The sequence below is a fragment of the Leisingera daeponensis genome (assembly GCF_019801465.1).
GTDB classification, from domain to species: domain Bacteria; phylum Pseudomonadota; class Alphaproteobacteria; order Rhodobacterales; family Rhodobacteraceae; genus Leisingera; species Leisingera daeponensis_A.
Genome location: NZ_JAHVJA010000009.1, coordinates 78,930 through 96,982 on the forward strand (window position 1 = coordinate 78,930; position 18,053 = coordinate 96,982).

The 18,053-nt window shown below is 62.2% G+C and carries 15 protein-coding genes; 3 read left to right on the forward strand and 12 right to left on the reverse strand.

Annotated elements, in window-relative coordinates; genetic code table 11:
• Nucleotides 1-8: 8 nt before the first annotated feature.
• On the reverse strand, nt 9-902 hold the full coding sequence (locus KUV26_RS17420; RefSeq protein WP_222509301.1) for a LysR family transcriptional regulator: 894 nt from the start codon (nt 900-902) through the stop codon (nt 9-11).
• A 407-nt stretch (nt 903-1,309) separates the two neighbouring features.
• Nucleotides 1,310-2,692: a YfcC family protein gene (locus KUV26_RS17425; protein WP_261399961.1), complete on the reverse strand. Its 1,383-nt coding sequence runs from the start codon at nt 2,690-2,692 to the stop codon at nt 1,310-1,312.
• A 210-nt stretch (nt 2,693-2,902) separates the two neighbouring features.
• Between KUV26_RS17425 and KUV26_RS17430 the strand changes: the two genes are divergently transcribed.
• On the forward strand, nt 2,903-3,571 hold the full coding sequence (locus KUV26_RS17430) for a GntR family transcriptional regulator (protein ID WP_222505352.1): 669 nt from the start codon (nt 2,903-2,905) through the stop codon (nt 3,569-3,571).
• Between the two features lie 316 nt (nt 3,572-3,887).
• On the opposite strand, the gene KUV26_RS17435 is transcribed toward KUV26_RS17430, so the two are convergent.
• The gene (locus KUV26_RS17435) at nt 3,888-4,775 is read right to left on the reverse strand and encodes an AraC family transcriptional regulator (protein ID WP_222509408.1); all 888 of its coding nucleotides are present in this window, start codon (nt 4,773-4,775) and stop codon (nt 3,888-3,890) included.
• Between the two features lie 269 nt (nt 4,776-5,044).
• Between KUV26_RS17435 and KUV26_RS17440 the strand changes: the two genes are divergently transcribed.
• Nucleotides 5,045-5,509 carry a (2Fe-2S)-binding protein gene (locus KUV26_RS17440; RefSeq protein WP_222505351.1) on the forward strand — a complete coding sequence of 155 codons (465 nt, stop codon included), beginning with the start codon at nt 5,045-5,047 and terminating at the stop codon, nt 5,507-5,509.
• 1 nt (nt 5,510) lies between these two features.
• Nucleotides 5,511-7,688: a xanthine dehydrogenase family protein molybdopterin-binding subunit gene (locus KUV26_RS17445; protein WP_222509303.1), complete on the forward strand. Its 2,178-nt coding sequence runs from the start codon at nt 5,511-5,513 to the stop codon at nt 7,686-7,688.
• A 260-nt stretch (nt 7,689-7,948) separates the two neighbouring features.
• Here KUV26_RS17445 and arsB read toward each other — a convergent pair whose 3' ends face one another.
• From arsB to doeA, 9 genes are all read right to left on the reverse strand, one after another.
• Nucleotides 7,949-8,983, reverse strand: a complete 1,035-nt coding sequence (gene arsB / locus KUV26_RS17450) for an ACR3 family arsenite efflux transporter (RefSeq protein WP_222509304.1) — start codon at nt 8,981-8,983, stop codon at nt 7,949-7,951.
• The gene (gene arsJ, locus KUV26_RS17455) at nt 8,980-10,269 is read right to left on the reverse strand and encodes an organoarsenical effux MFS transporter ArsJ (protein ID WP_222509305.1); all 1,290 of its coding nucleotides are present in this window, start codon (nt 10,267-10,269) and stop codon (nt 8,980-8,982) included. Before arsJ ends, arsB begins: the two co-directional genes overlap by 4 nt.
• Entirely contained in the window at nt 10,266-11,264 is a 999-nt protein-coding gene (locus KUV26_RS17460; RefSeq protein ID WP_222509306.1) for an ArsJ-associated glyceraldehyde-3-phosphate dehydrogenase, read from the reverse strand. Before KUV26_RS17460 ends, arsJ begins: the two co-directional genes overlap by 4 nt.
• Before the next feature lie 42 nt (nt 11,265-11,306).
• On the reverse strand, nt 11,307-12,137 hold the full coding sequence (locus tag KUV26_RS17465) for a helix-turn-helix domain-containing protein (protein WP_222509307.1): 831 nt from the start codon (nt 12,135-12,137) through the stop codon (nt 11,307-11,309).
• Between the two features lie 195 nt (nt 12,138-12,332).
• Complete coding sequence (locus tag KUV26_RS17470; protein WP_222509308.1) at nt 12,333-13,706, reverse strand: aspartate aminotransferase family protein; 1,374 nt, start codon at nt 13,704-13,706, stop codon at nt 12,333-12,335.
• Nucleotides 13,707-13,785: 79 nt separating this feature from the next.
• Nucleotides 13,786-15,261: an NAD-dependent succinate-semialdehyde dehydrogenase gene (locus KUV26_RS17475; protein ID WP_222509309.1), complete on the reverse strand. Its 1,476-nt coding sequence runs from the start codon at nt 15,259-15,261 to the stop codon at nt 13,786-13,788.
• 114 nt (nt 15,262-15,375) lie between these two features.
• Complete coding sequence (locus tag KUV26_RS17480) at nt 15,376-15,855, reverse strand: Lrp/AsnC family transcriptional regulator (RefSeq protein ID WP_222509310.1); 480 nt, start codon at nt 15,853-15,855, stop codon at nt 15,376-15,378.
• A gap of 13 nt (nt 15,856-15,868) precedes the next feature.
• Nucleotides 15,869-16,861, reverse strand: coding sequence for a N(2)-acetyl-L-2,4-diaminobutanoate deacetylase DoeB (doeB, locus tag KUV26_RS17485; RefSeq protein ID WP_222509311.1), 993 nt, complete (start codon nt 16,859-16,861; stop codon nt 15,869-15,871).
• 3 nt (nt 16,862-16,864) lie between these two features.
• Nucleotides 16,865-18,052 carry an ectoine hydrolase DoeA gene (doeA, locus tag KUV26_RS17490; RefSeq protein ID WP_222509312.1) on the reverse strand — a complete coding sequence of 396 codons (1,188 nt, stop codon included), beginning with the start codon at nt 18,050-18,052 and terminating at the stop codon, nt 16,865-16,867.
• Between the last annotated feature and the right edge of the window lies 1 nt (nt 18,053).

The following is an 18,053-nucleotide window of genomic DNA, read 5'->3' on the forward strand; positions in this document are numbered from 1 at the left end:
GAATAGGCCTAAGCGCCGGCAAACCGGCTTCGCATCGACAAAAACCGCTCCGATACGGCGTCGACGAACACCCGCAGATGCGGCTCATTGCGCTGCCCGGAGCGGTACAACAGCCAGATCGGGGCGCTCATTGAAAGCGCTGGCAGACAGCGCACAAACGATGGATCACCGCCAGCAAGGAAAACCGGCAATGGCGCAATGCCGTTGCCCGAGCGCACCGCCGCGGCAAGATTTTGAACCGTGTTGCAGCGCAGCGCTACCGGAGCATCTGGCGCCAGTTCGGCCAGCCACCGGTGCGCCGGAAGTTGCGTCATCGCACCGCCGCCCGCAATAACCGGATGCTCCGCCAGATCGGTCGGCGTCTCCGGTAAGCCGTTCCGTTCCGCATAGATCATCGAACAGAAGAGTGCCCAATGGCTGTCGCCGAGGCGCCGTCCGGCGAGTTCGGGTTCCGGGGCAATATCGCCGAGCCGGATTGCAATATCCGCTTCGCCTGCGCGTAAATCCAGCCTGCGATCGTCTGCCAGCAGCTCGACGTTTAGTTCCGGCCAGGTCTTGCGAATCTCCGCAACCAGCGGGGCGACAACCCCCACTGCGAGGGCTTCCGTCGTGATTACGCGCAACAGACCAGTGACGCTGCGCCGCCATTCGCCGGCTGCCTCCTCAAGCGCGCGAGCTTCGCCTTCAACGCGGCTGGCCAGTGCCAGAGCGTCGCGACCCCGCTGAGTCAGCGTGTAACCCTCTGCCCTCCTCTCGAACAGCGCAACACCCAATGCCCGTTCAAGAGCGCCGATACGTCGGGCAACTGTAGTCTGATCGACACCCAGCTTTCGCGCCGCAGCCAAGGTCGAACCCTCGTTTGCCACTGCAATCAGGAATCTGAGATCGTTCCAATTGTGCATTCTGTTTCCCCCGGCATAGTCAAGATTTTTGACGCCATCCGTTCGAATTGATGGCCCGCATATGCCAACCGCCATCGCACTGTATCGTGCTTCGGCGTTATCACTGCTGCAATGCAAGCACTCTTGCAACTTCTCTGCCGCTTAGCATTTGAAAGACTGATCCTGCACGCGCAGGTAACGCTAAGGAAAAAATGAGTGCCTTGGCTACCGAAGTGCCGGATCAGGGCGCTCGTTCTCACCTGGAACATATCGCATCCGTTCGAGGAGGGGCATACTGCAAAGCGGGTCAACTCTGGCGTGCAACTCGCAGCGTGCGGACCTTGATTTTAAGCTCAACGCAGAGGCCAAAACAAAACGGCGGCCGATATGCGGCCGCCGTTCTTCCTTCGTCGTTTTCCGCCTTTGACTCAGCCAGTCCAGTTCACCGCTTGCGCGTAGATCAGGAATACTGCGGCGATCGCTACCCAGATGGCGAACAGCGGTAGAAAGAAGCGCACCCAGCGGTCCCAGGATACTCCGGCCAGGGCCAGTGTTGCCATGAAGTAGCCGGAGGTAGGGTACAGGATGTTCGAAAGACCGTCGCCCAGCTGATAGGCCAGCACCGCATTCTGGCGGGTAACACCGATCAGATCCGACACTGGCGCCATGATCGGCATGGTAACCAGGGCCTGGCCGCTGCCCGACGGCACCACGAAGTTAAACCCGAGCTGCGACAGGAACATGCCGACCGCGGAAACCGAGCTGGGAAAGTCCCCGACCAGATTGCCCAATCCATGCACCAGCGTATCCATCACCTGGCCCTGCTCCAGCATCACCGCAACAGCGCGCGCGAGACCGACAATGATGGCGCCCACCAGCACATCGCGGAATCCTTCGTTGAAGGCATCGCAGATTTTGCCTGGCGTCAGCCCGGCAATCAGCCCCACAGTCGCGCCCATCAGCACGAACAGGCCGGCCATTTCCATCATGAACCAGCCGCGGGTCAGCACACCCCAGACCATCAGACCGAAGAACATCAGTGCGGCGACCCCGGCCCAGGCCTGGCGGGTGCTGAATTGCATCGTCGGAGCTTCCAGGTCATGCACGTAAGTATCACGCTTGGCCGCTTCCTTGGGGTCATCGGCCAGCAGGCTCGCTTCAGGCGTTTTCTGCACCCGAAGCGCATAACGCATCAGATAGGCGATCCCGGCTCCCAACAGGCAGATGAACAGAAGAGACCGCAGCCCGGCACCGGAGTAAAGCGGCAGTTCGGCAATGGTCTGGCCCAGCCCGGTGTTGATCGGGTTCAGCACTCCGGCGGTAAATCCTGCCGTTGTCGCCAGCAGCGCAGTGGCAACCGCGGTGATCGAGTCAAATCGCAGCGCGATCATCAGGGGCAGGATGACCGGCACATAGACCAGCGCCAGTTCCTGGGTGCCAATCAAGGTAGCCACCACCGCAAAGATCACCATCAGGGCCGGAATCATCATCACACTGCGCGCCGCAAAGCGCCGCGTCAGCTTGTCCACCACCACGTCGATCACGCCAGTGCGGCGGATCACCATGAACATGCCGCCAATAATGAAGGTGAAGAACACCACCGTAGAGGCATTCGCCAGCCCGTTCGGCACGGCCAGCATAAATTGCTCCCAGCCCACCGGGCTGGATTCGACATAGCGGAAAGAGTCCGGGTCAATGGCGCTGCGCCCGTTCGGCAGCGTCACCCGATCATAAAGGCCGGCTGGAATGAAGTGTGTCGCCAGCGCAGCCAGCGCCGTGAACACAAAAAGGATCACGTAGATATGTGGCATTCTGATCTCACCATTTTGCAGGTCCGTGTCTATCTCCTGTTGATGCGTTGGCATGTGTTCCTCCCTTGCCGCCATATTTAAATGTCTGTTGACATCTTCTGTAAAATGTTAGGAGCTATTTTAAGGTGAGAACAATCAGGGAATCCAAATAGATACTATCTGTATTTCTTGAAGGACTTCCGGATTCACATGGTATTCAAAGGGTTGAGCATGAAAGACGCGACCGGATCAGGACAGGAGCTGCAAGCGGATCAGGCCTTTGAAGCGCTGATCGCCGCATTGCGGCAAGGCGCACTCAGGGCCAATGAGTTTATTACCATGCCGCAGCTGGTGGAATCGCTTGGGTATCCGATTGCTGCCACCCGGGAGGCAGTCAAACGGGCAGAGACGCAGTCTTTGGTCAGTATCCTGCCCAAACGCGGCATCGTGGTGATGGACGCCAGCCCGGAAACTACACGCGCCTGCCTGGACATGCGGGCTCTGCTCGACAAAGAAGGCGCCTGCCGACTGATCCGCGCCGGGACACCCCTGCCGCTCAATAGCCTTCGCGGCGCGCATGAGGACATGCTGCAGCAGGCGCAATCGGGAAACGTCGGCGATCTGCCCGCACAGGCGCTTCAAACCGACCTAAGCCTGCATGACTTGCTGGCGAACGGGCTGGACAACCCCTTCCTGCGCTCTGTCTATGATGCCAACCGGAACCGCCTGTCGGTAATCCAGGCCGCCCGCGCCTTTCTGGTCGACCGCATTGTTAGCGCGATGGAAGAGCACCTTGCCATCATCGCTGCCCTGCGCGCCCAGGACACCGAACAGGTTGCAAGGGCTGTCGACCATCATTGCCGCCAGACAATGCGCTGGTGGGGTGTCGATGAGCGTTGAAAGCTTTCCGTACCGCAAGGATGCAGCTCCGATGCAAACTGTAGCATTTTCCCGACGGGCCGATTGAAAGGTTTACCCATGCACGGATCGCAATCATCGACAAAATGAAGATGTGCTGCAATTCTCTCCGCAACCTTCCCACAGATTTTGATTTACAGGCGGACCAAGTTCTGAATGATCCGATCTAAAGATCGGACCAGCCCATCTGACAGCCTGAACAGCTCACTGGGCGGTTATTGGCGCACCCTCCGGCCACTTGTCGCGCAAGGTGCATTGACAGCAGCACTCCGGCCTCCGGCGCCTGAAGCGGAAGAGGCTAGGATGCCAGCGCAGCCCCCAACCGCTCTTCCCGCGGCGGCAGCCCGAATTTCCGGGCGTATTCCCGGCTGAACTGGGCCGGACTTTCATAGCCCACGTCATAGGCCGCCGCCGAGACCGGGGTGCCACTCAGCAACAGACGGCGAGCCTCCAGCAGGCGCAGCTCCTTCTGATACTGCAGCGGCGTCGTGGCGGTCAGTGCCTTGAAGTGTTCATGAAAAGTCGATTGGCTCATCCCCGCGGCGGCGGCCATCGCAGCCACCGTGAGATGAGCCTTGCAGTCAGCGCGGATCAGCGAGATCACCCGGCAGATCCGGCTCGCCGGGCTTTCATGCTGCAGCAGCTGGCGCAGCATTCCGCCGTGGCGGGCGCGCAGCAGGCGGAAATGGATCTCCTTGCGGATCAGCGGGGTCAGCGTCTGCGCCTCGACCGGATCCTGCACTGCCCGGAACAATCGCGCGGTGGCATCCAGCAGCGGTGCATCCGCCTCGGCGACGCTCAGCGTTTCATGGCCCGTCTCGGCCGGCTGGCTGCCCCCGATCTCATCATGCAGGCTGCGCACGATGGCGATGTCGATCTGCATCACGAGTGAGGCATAGGGCGCCGCGGGGCTGGCCTCGGTCACGCCTGCCCTGACCGGCAGCGCATGGCTGACAATCAGCGAGGCCCCGGCGCCATAGCGGATCGTCCGGCCGCCCACATGCGCCTCCTTGGCCCCCTGCAGCACCAGACACATGACAGGTTCATAGAACTGCGACTCGATTGTGGTGCGCTGCGGGTTACAGTAGGCCAGCAGGCCAGGGATGCCGGTTTCGCAGGGTTCACCAAAGGCATTCCGGCGGCGGACAAATTCCGAGACTTCAGTGATCAACTGCTGCGGAACCATCTGCACGTTTCCCTTCTCCGCTTGCGACGATGGCCTATACTTACCCTGCCAGAGCCCCGCAATACAGCGCAATTCCCGGCCGCCTCCTGCAACCCGGAGGATCAGGCAAGTCATTCGGAGGATCAGGCAACGCGATCCGCGCCGCGGCTACTATATTGGCCGCATCCCGATCAGCAGGGCCACGGACACGGCAGCAACCGCGTTGGTTACAGCCGCACCGCCTCCGGATCGGCCCGATACCGAACCAGCTAAGGGGAGACTCCACAGCCATGGCAATATCCTTGAAACTCAACGGCCAGACGCATCAGGTCGAAGCCGAACCCGGAACCCCGCTTCTGTGGGTGATCCGGGACGAACTGAAACTCACCGGCACAAAGTTCGGTTGCGGCGTGGCGTCCTGCGGGGCCTGCACCGTGCATCTGAACGGAGAGCCAGTACGGTCGTGCCAGACCTATATCGAGGATCTCGAGGGTGCCGAAATCACAACCATCGAAAAGATTTCTGAAAGCAGGATAGGCCAGGCGGTGCAGGCTGCTTGGGTCGAATTGGACGTTGTGCAATGCGGCTATTGCCAGTCGGGCCAGATCATGTCTGCGGTCGGCCTGCTCAGCGAAAACCCCAAGCCCTCGGCAGAAGAGATCGACGACTATATGAACGGCAACGCCTGCCGCTGCGCCACCTACCAGCGCATCCGCGCCGCGATTCTGCGCGCATCCGAGATTATGGAGGCCTGATATGACCGTAAACACTTCCCGCCGCGGCTTCCTCAAGTCCGCCGCCGCCGCTGCTGCTGTCCTCTACATTGGCGCCCGGCCCAATGGTGCACTGGCCGCGGGCGCAGCACCCGCACAGCTGAACCCCTTTGTCAGGATCGACACCAGCGGCACCGTCACGGCCATCATCAAGCACTTCGAGACAGGTCAGGGGCCGGCCACAGGCCTCAGTACCCTGATCGCCGAGGAATTGGGGGCAGCGCTTGAGCAAGTTCAATATGAATTCGCACCCTCCGACCCGCAACTGTTCAACAACCTGGCCTTCGGCCCCTTCCAGGGCACCGGCGGCTCCACTGCCATGGCCAACTCATTCATGCAGTACCGCCAGGCCGGTGCCGCTGCACGTGAAATGCTGATCGCTGCAGCCGCGCAATCCTGGGATACTGATCCGTCGGCTCTGGTGATCGAGAATGGCATCATCAAGGGAGCAGGCCGCACAGCCCCGATGGGCGAGTTCGTCGCCGCGGCAGCGCAGATGGAAGCCCCGGCAGAGCCGCGGCTGAAGGAGCCCGGAGAATTCCGGCTGATCGGCAATACCGCTGTGCGCCGCAAGGATTCATTGATCAAGACTAACGGCAGCGCGAAGTTTGCGATGGACGTGCATCTGCCGAACCAGATGGTCGTGGTGATCGCCCGCAGCCCGCGCATGGGCGGCTCCGCGGCCGGCATTGACGATAGCAGTGCAAAGTCAGTCAAGGGCTTCATCCGCGCCGCCATTCTGCCGAACAAGGCAGGTGTGGCCGTCTATGCCGAAAACACCTGGGCCGCTTTCCAGGCCCGCGAAGCGCTGTCGGTCGACTGGGATTTCTCGGCCGCCGAAACCCGCAGCTCGGACCAGATCCGTGAGGAACTGCTGGCCGCGGTCAACAGTGCGCCCCAGTACAATGTCAACGGCGCCGATCAAGCCGCCACCGCCGCGCTGATCGACAGCGCAGACACGGTCCTGGACCGCACATTCTACTTCCCTCTGTTGGCCCATGCGCCGATGGAGCCGCTGACCTGCACCATCGAAGCAACCGAAGACGGCGGAGTGCTGCTGCACGACGGCTGCCAGATGCCAACTGTGCCGCACATGGCCGTGGCCGAAATCCTGCAGCTGCCGCAGGAAAAGATCCGCGTCAATACAATGCTGGCAGGCGGTTCTTTCGGACGCCGCGCCACACCGACCTCGGACTATCAGGCAGAGGCGGCAATGGCCTTTGCCCTGACCGACCGTTCGCGGCCGGTGAAACTGGTCTGGTCGCGCGAGGATGACATCACCGGCGGCTACTACCGCCCCGCCGTGGCGCACCGCGTTCGTGTCGGGCTCGACGCCGAAGGCAGCATCACCGGCTGGGACCACCGCATCGCAGCGCAGTCGATCCTCAAAGGCACCTTCTTTGAGTCCGTGCTTGTGCATGACGGTGTCGACGCCACCTCTGTCGAAGGCGTGGCGGACAGCGACTACCGGATCCCGGGCATGTTTGTCGGCCTCACCGACACCGCCAAGGCCACCACCGTTCTGTGGTGGCGCTCGGTCGGCCACACCCACACGGGCTATGTGATGGAAACCATGATCGACGAGGCCGCCCGCATAGCCGGCCGCGATCCGGTCAACTACCGGCTTGCCATGCTCGAAGGCGGCAGCAAGCATCAGGACCGTCTGGCAACCGTGCTAAAACTGGCCGCCGAAAAGGCTGGCTGGGGCAAGGCCACCGAAGGCCGCAGCCAGGGCATCGCGGTGCACAAGAGCTTCGGATCCTATGTCGCCGAGGTAGTGGAGATCTCCGGCACTGCCGAGGAGGGCGTCAGGATCGAAAAGATCACCTGTGCCGTGGATTGCGGCATCCCGGTCAACCCGGATGTGATCAAGGCGCAGATGGAGGGCGGCATCGGCTATGGCATTGGACATGCCATGCGCGACCAGATCACTTTGACCGGCGGCGAGGTAGACCAATTCAACTTCCCTGATTACGAACCGCTGCGCATCGGCGATATCGGCGCCATCGAAGTGCACATCGTGCCTTCCGCCGAAGCCCCGACCGGCGTAGGCGAACCCGGCACCCCGCCCTCAGCCCCGGCGCTGGCCAATGCCATCGCGGTGTCCGGCCCGCGTATCACCGAGCTGCCAATGAGCGAGAACGGCGTCAGCTTCGCCTGAGCCTTTGCCTGGGCCGGTATCTCTCCGGCCCAGGCGTTCCCACTAGGCCAAGGCGCGTTACACGCAGGCAATCAGTCAGCCCGCAGGCCGGAGCAGCATCCGCTGCGGCTGAATTGGGTAAACAGGGCAAGCAAGACGCATCAACTGCTCCCTCCGTTTGGAGGTGCTTTTGCCGGCAGCCCCGCATCCAATGGGGGAAAGCAGAGACAGTTAACCGCACCGGCTCATCAGGTCATGCGCTGCCGCCGCCAGAAAGTCCCTTAGGCCTGCCGCCGGGATGCCGGTGCCACGTCGAACCGTCCGCGGGTCCGGTTTGCGAAAGCGACCAGCGTCAGCATGACCGGCACCTCGACAAGGACACCCACCACTGTTGCAAGCGCCGCACCTGAATGGAGGCCGAACAGGCTGATTGCCACAGCCACGGCCAATTCAAAGAAATTCGAGGTACCAATCAGGGCGCAGGGGGCCGCAATCTTGTGCGGAACCCGCAGGGCATAGGCCGCGCAATAGGCAACAATGAAGATTCCATAGCTCTGGATCAGGATCGGCACTGCGATCATGGCAATCACCGCCGGGCGGTCCAGGATCACCCCTCCCTGAAGGCCGAACAGAATCGTTACCGTTGCGATAAGGCCGATAACCGACAGCGGTTTGACCCGGGAAAGAAATCCCGCAATCCGCGCCTCGCTGACCAGACGATTCCGCGTCCACAGCCCCGCCGTCAGCGGCAGCACAACAAAAAGAACCGCAGACAGGATCAGCGTGCTCCAGGGCACTTGGATATCGGTGACCCCCAGCAGGAAGGCAACGATCGGGGCAAACGCAAACACCATGATGAGATCGTTCAGCGAAACCTGCAGCAGGGTGTAGCTTTCATCCCCCTTGGTCAGTTGCGACCAGACAAAGACCATCGCGGTGCAGGGTGCGGCGCCCAGGAGGATCAGCCCGGCGATATACTGCTGCGCATTGGCTGGCTGCACGTAAGGGGCAAAGACCACTTCGAAGAACAGCACGCCAAGCGCCGCCATGGAGAAGGGCTTGACCAGCCAGTTCACAACCAGCGTAATGGCCAGCCCCTTGGGCTGGCGGGCCACGTCTTTAAGGCTGGAGGGGTTCACCCCGATCATCATCGGGTAGACCATGGCCCAGATTAGCACCGCCACCACAAGGTTGACGCCGGCAACCTCAGCCGAAGCGATAGTATCAACCACCGCGGGCGCTGCATTGCCGAGGACTATGCCCGAAACCATGGCCAGTGCCACCCAGACACTAAGGTATTTCTCGAAGATGCTCATGACAGGGCTTCCTTTCCAGTGCCCGAAGACAGGCGCCCGACGGCCAGCGCGCTGAGCGCCACCATAGCTGCCGCGGTGCCAAGGCAAGCGGGCACGCCGCCAAGCTGGTACGTCAGACCGGAAAGCACAGTGCCGACAAGGCGCCCGCCCGCATTGGCCATATAATAAAATCCCACGTCCATGGTGACCCGCTCATCCTTGGCGAAGGCGAGGATCAGATAGGAATGCAGCGATGAGTTCACCGCGAACAGCCCGCCAAAGACCAGAAGCCCGACCACCAGCACCACCGTGAGCCAAAGAGCGGGCGCACCTGCCACCATTGCAGCGGCGGCCAGAACGGCAGGCACCAAGGCCAGCACCGCAGCCCAAGTACGGGCGGCGGCGATCAGGTCGCTCTCGCTGCGGTCGGCAGCCTTCAGCAGTCGCGGAGCGGACGCCTGTATGGCGCCGTAAAAAATAATCCAGACCGCCATGAAGGTTCCGATCAGGAAAAAAGCCGCACGGTTGCTTGCTTCGCTGCCATCCGAAAGTACGGCATAGAAATAGACCGGGATGCCGACCACGAACCAGACGTCCCGGGCGCCGAACAGGAACACCCGTGCCGCCGACAGCCAGTTGATGTTGGCGGATTTGGAGAACACCTCGGAGAACTTGGCGCCCTTTCGCCCGCGCGGCAGGCCTGCGGGCATGGCCAGCAGAACCGCGGCCAGGATCACTGCCAGCACCGCCGCCATGGCCAGCGTCGCCCAAGTAAAGCCCGCGGTTGCCAGCAGCCCTGCCCCCAGCAGGAAGCCCAGCCCCTTGACCGCGTTCTTCGAGCCGGTCAGCAGCGCGACCCAGCGGAACAGCCCGTCGCCTTCCTTGGGCGCCAGCAGCTTGACCGCGGATTTCGAGGCCATTTTGGCCAGATCCTTGGCCACGCCCGACAGCCCCTGCACCCCCATCACGAAGACGACCGAGGTCGCGATCTGCCAGCCGGGATCCAGCTGCGCCAGCGCAACCAGCGCCACCACCTGCAGGCCAAGGCCCGCATAGAGCGTCGAGGTCAGCCCGAAACGGGCCGCGATCCAGCCCGCCGACAGGTTGGTGGCCATGCCCGCAACCTCGTACAGGACAAACAGATAGGCCAGCTGCACCGGGCTGAAACCCAGCGTGTGGAAATGCAACAGCACCAGCATCCGCAGCGCGCCGTCGGTCAGCATGAAGGCCCAGTAGGCTGCCGTCACCGCCGCATAGGCCGCCAGCCCGCTGGGCGGCGCGGCGCTGGTGTCAGGGCGCGGTGTCACAGGCTATCACCGACCATGCGGGCCACATCCACCAGCCGGTGCGCATAACCCATCTCATTGTCGTACCAGGCATAGACCTTCACCTGGGTGCCATTCACCACCATGGTCGAGGGCGCATCCACAATCGAGGAGCGCGTGTCATTGGTGTAATCCGCCGACACCAGCGGCCGCTCCTCATAGCCGAGGATCCCGGCCAGCGGGCCTTCGGCGGCCGCCTTGAACAGGGCGTTCACCTCTTCGGCGGTGGTTTCGCGCTCCAGTTCGAACACGCAATCGGTGATCGAGGCATTTAAGAGCGGCACCCGCACCGCGTGACCGTTCAGCTTGCCCTTCAGCTCCGGATAAATCAGTGTGATCGCTGTGGCGCTGCCCGTGGTGGTCGGGATCAGCGAATTCAGCGCCGAGCGCGCGCGGCGCAAGTCCTTTGCAGGGCGGTCGACGATGGTCTGGGTGTTGGTCACATTATGGATCGTGGTGATCGAGCCGTGCTTGATGCCGTATGCCTCGTGCAGCACCTTGACCACTGGAGCCAGGCAGTTGGTGGTGCAGCTAGCCGCAGTCACGATGCGGTGGCGCTGCGGCTCATAAATCTCGTGATTAACGCCATAAACGATATTGGCCGCATCACCGTCCTTAACGGGCGCTGAGACCACCACCTTGTTCACACCCGCCTCGAAATACGGCGCCAGCTTGGCCTCGGTCTTGAAAGCGCCGGTGCAGTCGATCACCACATCCACACCGTCTAGCGGCAGATCCTCGATCCGGCGGGAGCAATGCACCGGCACGCGGGTTCCGTCGATGGTGATGCCGCCGTCATCAAAGCCGAAACCCGCCTGCCAGCGGCCATGCACCGTGTCGAACTCCAGAAGGTGGGCGTGCATTTCGGGCGAGCCGACAGCGTCATTGATCCAGGCGATCTGCGCACCACTTTCCAGCAGCGGTTTCAGGGCAAGCTTGCCCATGCGGCCCAGGCCGTTCAAAGCGTATACAGTCATGGTGTTTCCTTCTTGTTCAGGATGGCCGGGTAACGGAACTGGTCAATGATTCAGGGCAATATCGTCCACTGCCTTCTGCAGCGAAATGCGGTCCAGCTCGGCGATGGGCAGGGCAGAAAAGGCCTGGATCCGGTTCTTGAGGGTGCCATAGGCCTGCTGGAACGCGAGGCTCCTTTCCGCTTCGCTGCCTTCGGCCTTGACCGGGTCCGGCATGCCCCAGTGACCCGAAATCGGCTGCCCTTCCCAGGCCGGGCATTCCTCGTTTGCAGCCTGGTCACAGACCGTGAAGACAAAATCGAATTTAGGCGCAGTGCTGCCGGTGAATTCGATTACATTCTTGGCGCGCAGACTGCCCACCGCGTGGCCCTTGGCACGCAAGGTTTCGACGGCGAACGGGTTGAGCTCGGAAGAGGGTTTGGTGCCTGCCGAATAGACATTGAACCGATCACCGCCAATGCTACGCAGAAGCGTTTCGGCAAAGATCGAGCGGGCCGAGTTACCCGTGCAGATAAACAGAACATTGTAGCGCGGGTCTGTCATGGATGAATCCTCTGATTGCAAGCCGGGCCGGACAGGTAGGCACAATTCCGGGCGGCCACGGCAGCAGTCGAAGAACAGCGCCTCCATCGTGTCGCGGATGCCGCCCATATCTGCCTGGTAGTAGAGCCAGGTCCCTTCGCGGGCCTGCGTCACCAGCCCCGCCTGCATTAAAGCAGAGAGATATGACGACAATGTGCTGGATTTCACATCGAGCGCTGCCCCGATTTCACTGGCAGGAACCCTGTCCGGAAACCGGCGCATCAGCAACCGGAACACCGAAAGGCGCTGAGGGTGCCCAAGAACGGAGAGGCGGAGGGGAATCATTGTTTCCATATTTCGAGTTTTATCGAAATATAACCCTTGCGCAAGGGGTAATGGTCTGCGGGCAGTCCATTTTCCCGCTCTTAACTGAGTACTGGTCTTTTTGGGCAGCGTCGGCAGGCCACCCCATCTAGGCTACTGCAGGCGCGGATTGCGCGCCTGCCTGAAGATCTGCCGCAACTGAGCGCAACACAGCCCGGCTGGCGGTTAGCCCAGCACAGACTTCACCGCGCGCAGTGTGGCGTCCACCACCTGATCGGCCTCGGCACGGTTCAGGCAGAAGGGCGGCGCAAAACCCAGGATATCGCCCTGCGGCATGGCCCGGGCAATCACCTTGTCCTGCTCCAGCAGCTTAGCGGAGACCTGCGGCCCGATCTTGTCGGCGGCGTCAAAGAAGGTGCGGCTGTCCTTGTCTTGGACGAACTCCACCGCACACAGCATCCCCTCGCCGCGCACCTCGCCCACGTTGGCATGGCCCGAAAGCGCCTCTGCCATGGTGGCGTTCAGATAGGCACCTACCTGGCCGGCATTGCTGATAAGGTTCAGCTCATCTATCAGCTTGAGGTTGGCCACCCCGGCGGCGGCGCCGATCGGGTGCGCCGAATAAGTCCAGCCGTGGCCAATCGGGCCATTTTCGTCTGCGCCTTGCTCCAGCACTTTCCAGACCTTGTCCGAGACGATGGAGCCCGACAGCGGCGCATAAGCCGAAGTGAGGCCCTTGGCGATGGTGATGATATCGGCCTCGATGCCGTAGCGATCAGAACCGAACATGGAGCCGAGCCGCCCGAAGCCGGTCACCACCTCATCCGCCACCAGCAGAATGTCGTGTCTCTTCAGCACCGCCTGAATGGCATCCCAGTACCCGGCCGGCGGCGGCACGATGCCGCCAGTGCCCAAGACCGGCTCGCCGATGAAAGCGGCGATGGTGTCCGCCCCCTCGCGCTCGATGAGCGCTTCCAGCTCAGCGGCGCAATGGGCCACGAACTGTTCCTCGCTTTGATCCAGATCCTTGCGGCGGTAGTAATAGGGCGCCTTGGTATGGATCACCTGCTCCACCGGCAGATCGAACTTCCTGTGGAACAGCTCCAGCCCGGTCAGCGAGCCGGTGACCAGCCCTGAGCCGTGATAGCCGCGCCAGCGGGAGATGATCTTCTTCTTCTCCGGACGGCCCAGGATGTTGTTGTAATACCAGATCAGCTTGACGTTGGTCTCATTCGCGTCCGAGCCGCCGAGGCCAAAATAGACCTTGGACATGTTTGCGGGCGCGCGGTCCAGGATCATCTTGGCCAGCGTGATCGACGCTTCGGTGCCGTGGCCCACATAGGAATGGTAATAGGCCAGCTCCCGCGCCTGATCAGCGATGGCCTCAGCGATCTCCTGGCGGCCATAACCTGCGTTCACGCAATAAAGCCCGGCAAAGGCGTCCAGCAGCTTGTTGCCGTCGCGGTCTTCGATGAACACGCCGGAGGCGGTCTTGATCACCCGGTTCGGGCTGTCGCCGCGGGCGTGCTGTGCCAGATGGGTCGAGGGGTGGAAAAAGTTCTCGCGGTCCCACTGGTCAAGCTGGTCGTTCTTCAGCATTGAATTTTCCTTCCGTTTGCGTTCTGCGGCCAAAAGTCTTCGAAAACTCTTGGCAGAAATCTTCGAAGATTTTGGTCCGTCACGCCCAGTCGCGGCAGACGTATTTGACCTCGGTGAATTCCTCCATGCCGAGACGCGCGCCCTCGCGGCCAAGGCCGGATTGCTTGGTGCCGCCAAAGGGGATCGGCGCGCCGGTGACCTTGGTGCGGTTCACCGCCACCATGCCGTATTGCAACGCCCGGCTGAGGCGGTAGATGCGGCGCGGGTCCTGGCTGTGGACATAGGCGACCAGCCCGTATTCGCTGTCATTGGCGCGCGCCACGGCCTCCTCCTCGCTGTCAAACGGCGTGATGGCTGCGACGGGGCCAAATGTCTCCTCCATCATGATCAGCGCCTCCGCAGGCACATCGGTCAGCACGGTTGGCTCAAAAAACAGCGGTCCCAAGGGGTGCCGCCTCCCGCCGCAGGCCAGCGTTGCGCCCTTGGCCAGCGCGTCGGCGACGTGCTCCTCCTGCTTTTTCACCGCACTCTCATTCATCAGCGGGCCGAGGTCGCAATCCTCCATGCCCGGGCCGAGGGTCAGCGCCTTGGCGGCCTCGGTAAACCGGGTGCAGAATTCCGCATAGACCGGGCGCTCCACGAAGATCCGGTTGGCGCCGAGGCAGTCCTGGCCGGAGGTGGCGAATTTGGCCTTGATGGTTTCGCGGACAGCCTTGTCCAGATCGCAACCCTTGAAGACGAGCACCGGCGCGTGGCCGCCCAGTTCCATCACCAGATGCTTCACCGTGTCCGCCGACTGGCGGTAGAGCAGCTTGCCCACCTCCGTTGAACCGGTGAAGGACAGCGCCCGCACGCGGGTGTCGCGGGTCCAGGGTTCGACGACGGTAGGCGCGTTGCCGGTCACCACGTTGAACACCCCCGGCGGAAAGCCCGCGCGCTCCGCCAGCTCTGCCAGCGCCAGCGCGCTGAACGGGGTTTCGGCCGAGGGGTGCGCCACTACGGTGCAGCCCGCCGCCAGCGCTGCGGCGGCCTTGCGGGTCAGCATGGCAGAGGGGAAGTTCCACGGCGTGATCAGCGCTGCCACGCCTACGGGTTCCCGCCAAAGCTCCACCTCGGCATCGGGCAGATGGCTGGTCACGCCTTCGATGTTGGGGCGCTTGGCTTCTTCTGCGTAGAACTCCACAAAGGCAGCGCCATAGTCGATTTCGCCGCGCGCTTCGGATAGCGGCTTGCCCTGTTCCAGCACCATGATGCGGGCGAGGTCTTCTTTGTGATCCAGCTGCAGCTCAAACCAGCGGCGAAGGATGGCGGCGCGCTGTTGCGGCAGCATCCCGGCCCAAGCCGGAAAGGACGCCTGTGCCGCATCCACCGCGGCAGAGGATTCTTCTGCTGAAAGGCTGGCCACATGGCCTAGTTCCGCTCCGTCCGCTGGATCGCAAACCGGGAAGGTCTCGCCATTGGCGGCGGCGCGCCATTTGCCGCCTATGTAGGAAAAAGAGCGTACCAGAGCCTTGTCGGCAATCCCGGTCCGGGCTGAGAGCGCTTTCTCTGTCATGGCTGTCCTCCTCATGTCTTACAGAGGAATGTGCCTGACGCGGGCAGAGGATGTGACTGAAGTTCAGGGGAGGCGCAGAAGAAACAACTGTGCGGCACGTGCTTTGGCGCGGGATCACCCCTGCCCCAGCAGAATATCCAGTGGCGGCGCGCCTGCGCCCTTGACCGGCTTGGTCACCACATAGGTGAAATAGCGGGAAAGGCCGATGCGGGCGTCCAGCATCTCGTCGATCAGCCGCTGATAGGCGTCGATGTCGCGGGTGACGATCTGCAACAGGTAGTCGAAGCCGCCCCCAAGCGCCCAGCAGGCGGTAACTTCCTCATAACGCTGCATCGCGGCCTCAAAGGCGCGGAAGCTGGCGGCGGTGTGATCGGCAATTTCCGCCGCGACAAAGACCGTCACATGCGGCGCCAGTTTCCGCAGGTTGATGCGGGCGCCGTAACCCTCGATCAGCCCGGCCTGCTCCAGCTTCTTCAGCCGGTCCCAGCAGGGTGTCGGCGACAGGCCGATCCGGTCGGCCAGTGCGGCCTTGGTGATGCGGCCCTCGGTCGAAAGCACACGCAGGATATCAAGGTCGCGCTGATCCAGTTGCATGTCTTCCGCCCTATCAGCCGCCGGTGACGCCGACAACCGCGACACAGTCGCCGGATTTGATTAGTCCGGGGAAATGGCGGCTGATCACCAGTCCGGCGCGGCGGGCGCGGTATTCCACCGGCGGCTGACCGGTACGGTCCAGCGGCCAGACCCGCGCCAAAAGATCGCCCTTGGCCACGGCCTGACCCAGATCGGCCATGACCTCAAACAGCCCGTCGCCCTCGCTGAACAAAAAGCAGTCATCGTCCGGCATGGTCAGGTTCACGGTCTCCTCCAGCTGCATCTCGCCTTGCAAGATGCCCGCATAGATCAGCACGTTGCGAAGCCCCTTCTTGGCAATCGCATTGCTGCGCGCGGTCGATGACCCGCCGCCGCCCAGTTCGGTGGTGACCAGCACCTTGCCCATCTCTTCGACGGCGGTGTCATACATACCGCCGCTGTCGATCTCCAACAGCTCCACCGAATAGGGCGCGTTGAACGCCTTCATTGCGGCAAAGCAGGCTTCCTGGATGGCCTTGTTCTCCAGGATGTGCGCCGCGGCAAAGGGCACGAAATCCAGCGTCTTGCCACCGGAATGGAAATCCACCGCCAGATCCGCCATCGGCAAGAGCGTGCGCTGAAAGTAGTCTGCAATCTTCTCGGTCACGGTGCCGTCCGGGCGGCCCGGGAAGGAGCGGTTCATGTTGCCCTTGTCGATGGGCGAGGTGCGGGTGCCCGCCCGGAATGCCGGGTAGTTGAAGGCCGGCACAATGATCAGCCTGCCGGTCACATCCTCCGCGCGTGTGGTGGCGGCCAGCTCATGCAGGGCAATCGGACCTTCATACTCATCGCCATGGTTGGCCCCGGTCAGCAGCGCTGTTGGTCCATCACCGTTCTTGATCACCGTCAGCGGGATCATTACCGATCCCCAGGCCGAGTCATCGCGGCTGTAGGGCAGTTTCAGAAAACCGTGATGCACCCCGTCCCGGTCCAGCGGAATAGTGGGGGAAATTGGATTTTTCTTCATGGTTCAATCCTTCACGAACATCTTGCGCGGCACATCGGACAGGCACTCCGGCCCGTTTTCCCCGATGCGGATGCTTTCGGTGATCTCAAAACCCCAGTCCTCCATCCAAAGGCCGGTCATGAAGTGGAAGGTCATGTTTTCCTGCAGGACGGTGGTGTCACCCGGGCGCAGCGACATGGTGCGCTCGCCCCAGTCCGGCGGATAGGACACGCCGATCGGATAGCCGGTGCGGTTGTCCTTTTCGATGCCGTATTTCTTCAGAACCTTGAAGAAAGCCTTGGCGACGTCCTCGCAGGTGTTACCGGCCTTGGCCATTTCCAGGCCCGCCTCCATACCCTCCAGCACCGCCTGCTCCGCACCCAGGAACGTCTGCGTCGGCTTGCCCAGGAACACGGTGCGCGACAGCGGGCAGTGGTAGCGGTGGACCACGCCCGCAATTTCGAAAAACGTGCCCTCGCCGGATTTCATCGGCAGGTCATCCCAGGTCAGATGCGGTGCGGCGGCATCAGAACCTGACGGCAGCAGCGGCACGATCGCAGGATAGTCGCCGCCAAAACCCAAGTCCGCGTCGTACCGCAGGCCGGCGTCATAGATTTCCGCCACCAGATCGCATTTGCGCATCCCGGGCTCGACTTTCTCGACGATCCGCCGGTGCATCCGCCCGACGAGCTGGCCCGCTTGCCTCATATAGTCCAGTTCGGCCTCCGATTTAACCGCCCGCTGCCAATTGACCAGCACATTGGCGTCGGCAAACTGCGCGTTGGGCAGGTGCTTTTGCAGCGACAAAAAGGCGGCGGCGGAGAAATAGTAATTGTCCATCTCGACCCCAATCACACCGCCGTCCAGCCCGCGGTCCTTCAGCTGCGCCGAAAGGTAGTCCATCGGGTGGCGCTCAGCTGACTGCACGTAATGGTCCGGATAGCCGATGATGCTGGCCGGGTTCATGTAGCAGGTGCGCAACGCCCCATTCGCATCCTGGCCGCGGCCGTACCAAAGCGGCTCTCCGTCCCTGCTGACAATCACGCATTGGTGCACGTAAAAGGACCAACCGTCATAACCGGTCAGCCAGTTCATGTTCGACGGATCGGTGACGATCAGAACATCAAGCCCGCGGCGGGCCATCTCGGCCCGGGTCTTGTCCAGACGCGCCTGGAATTCGGCACGGGTGAAATACAGCGTGGGATTAGCCATA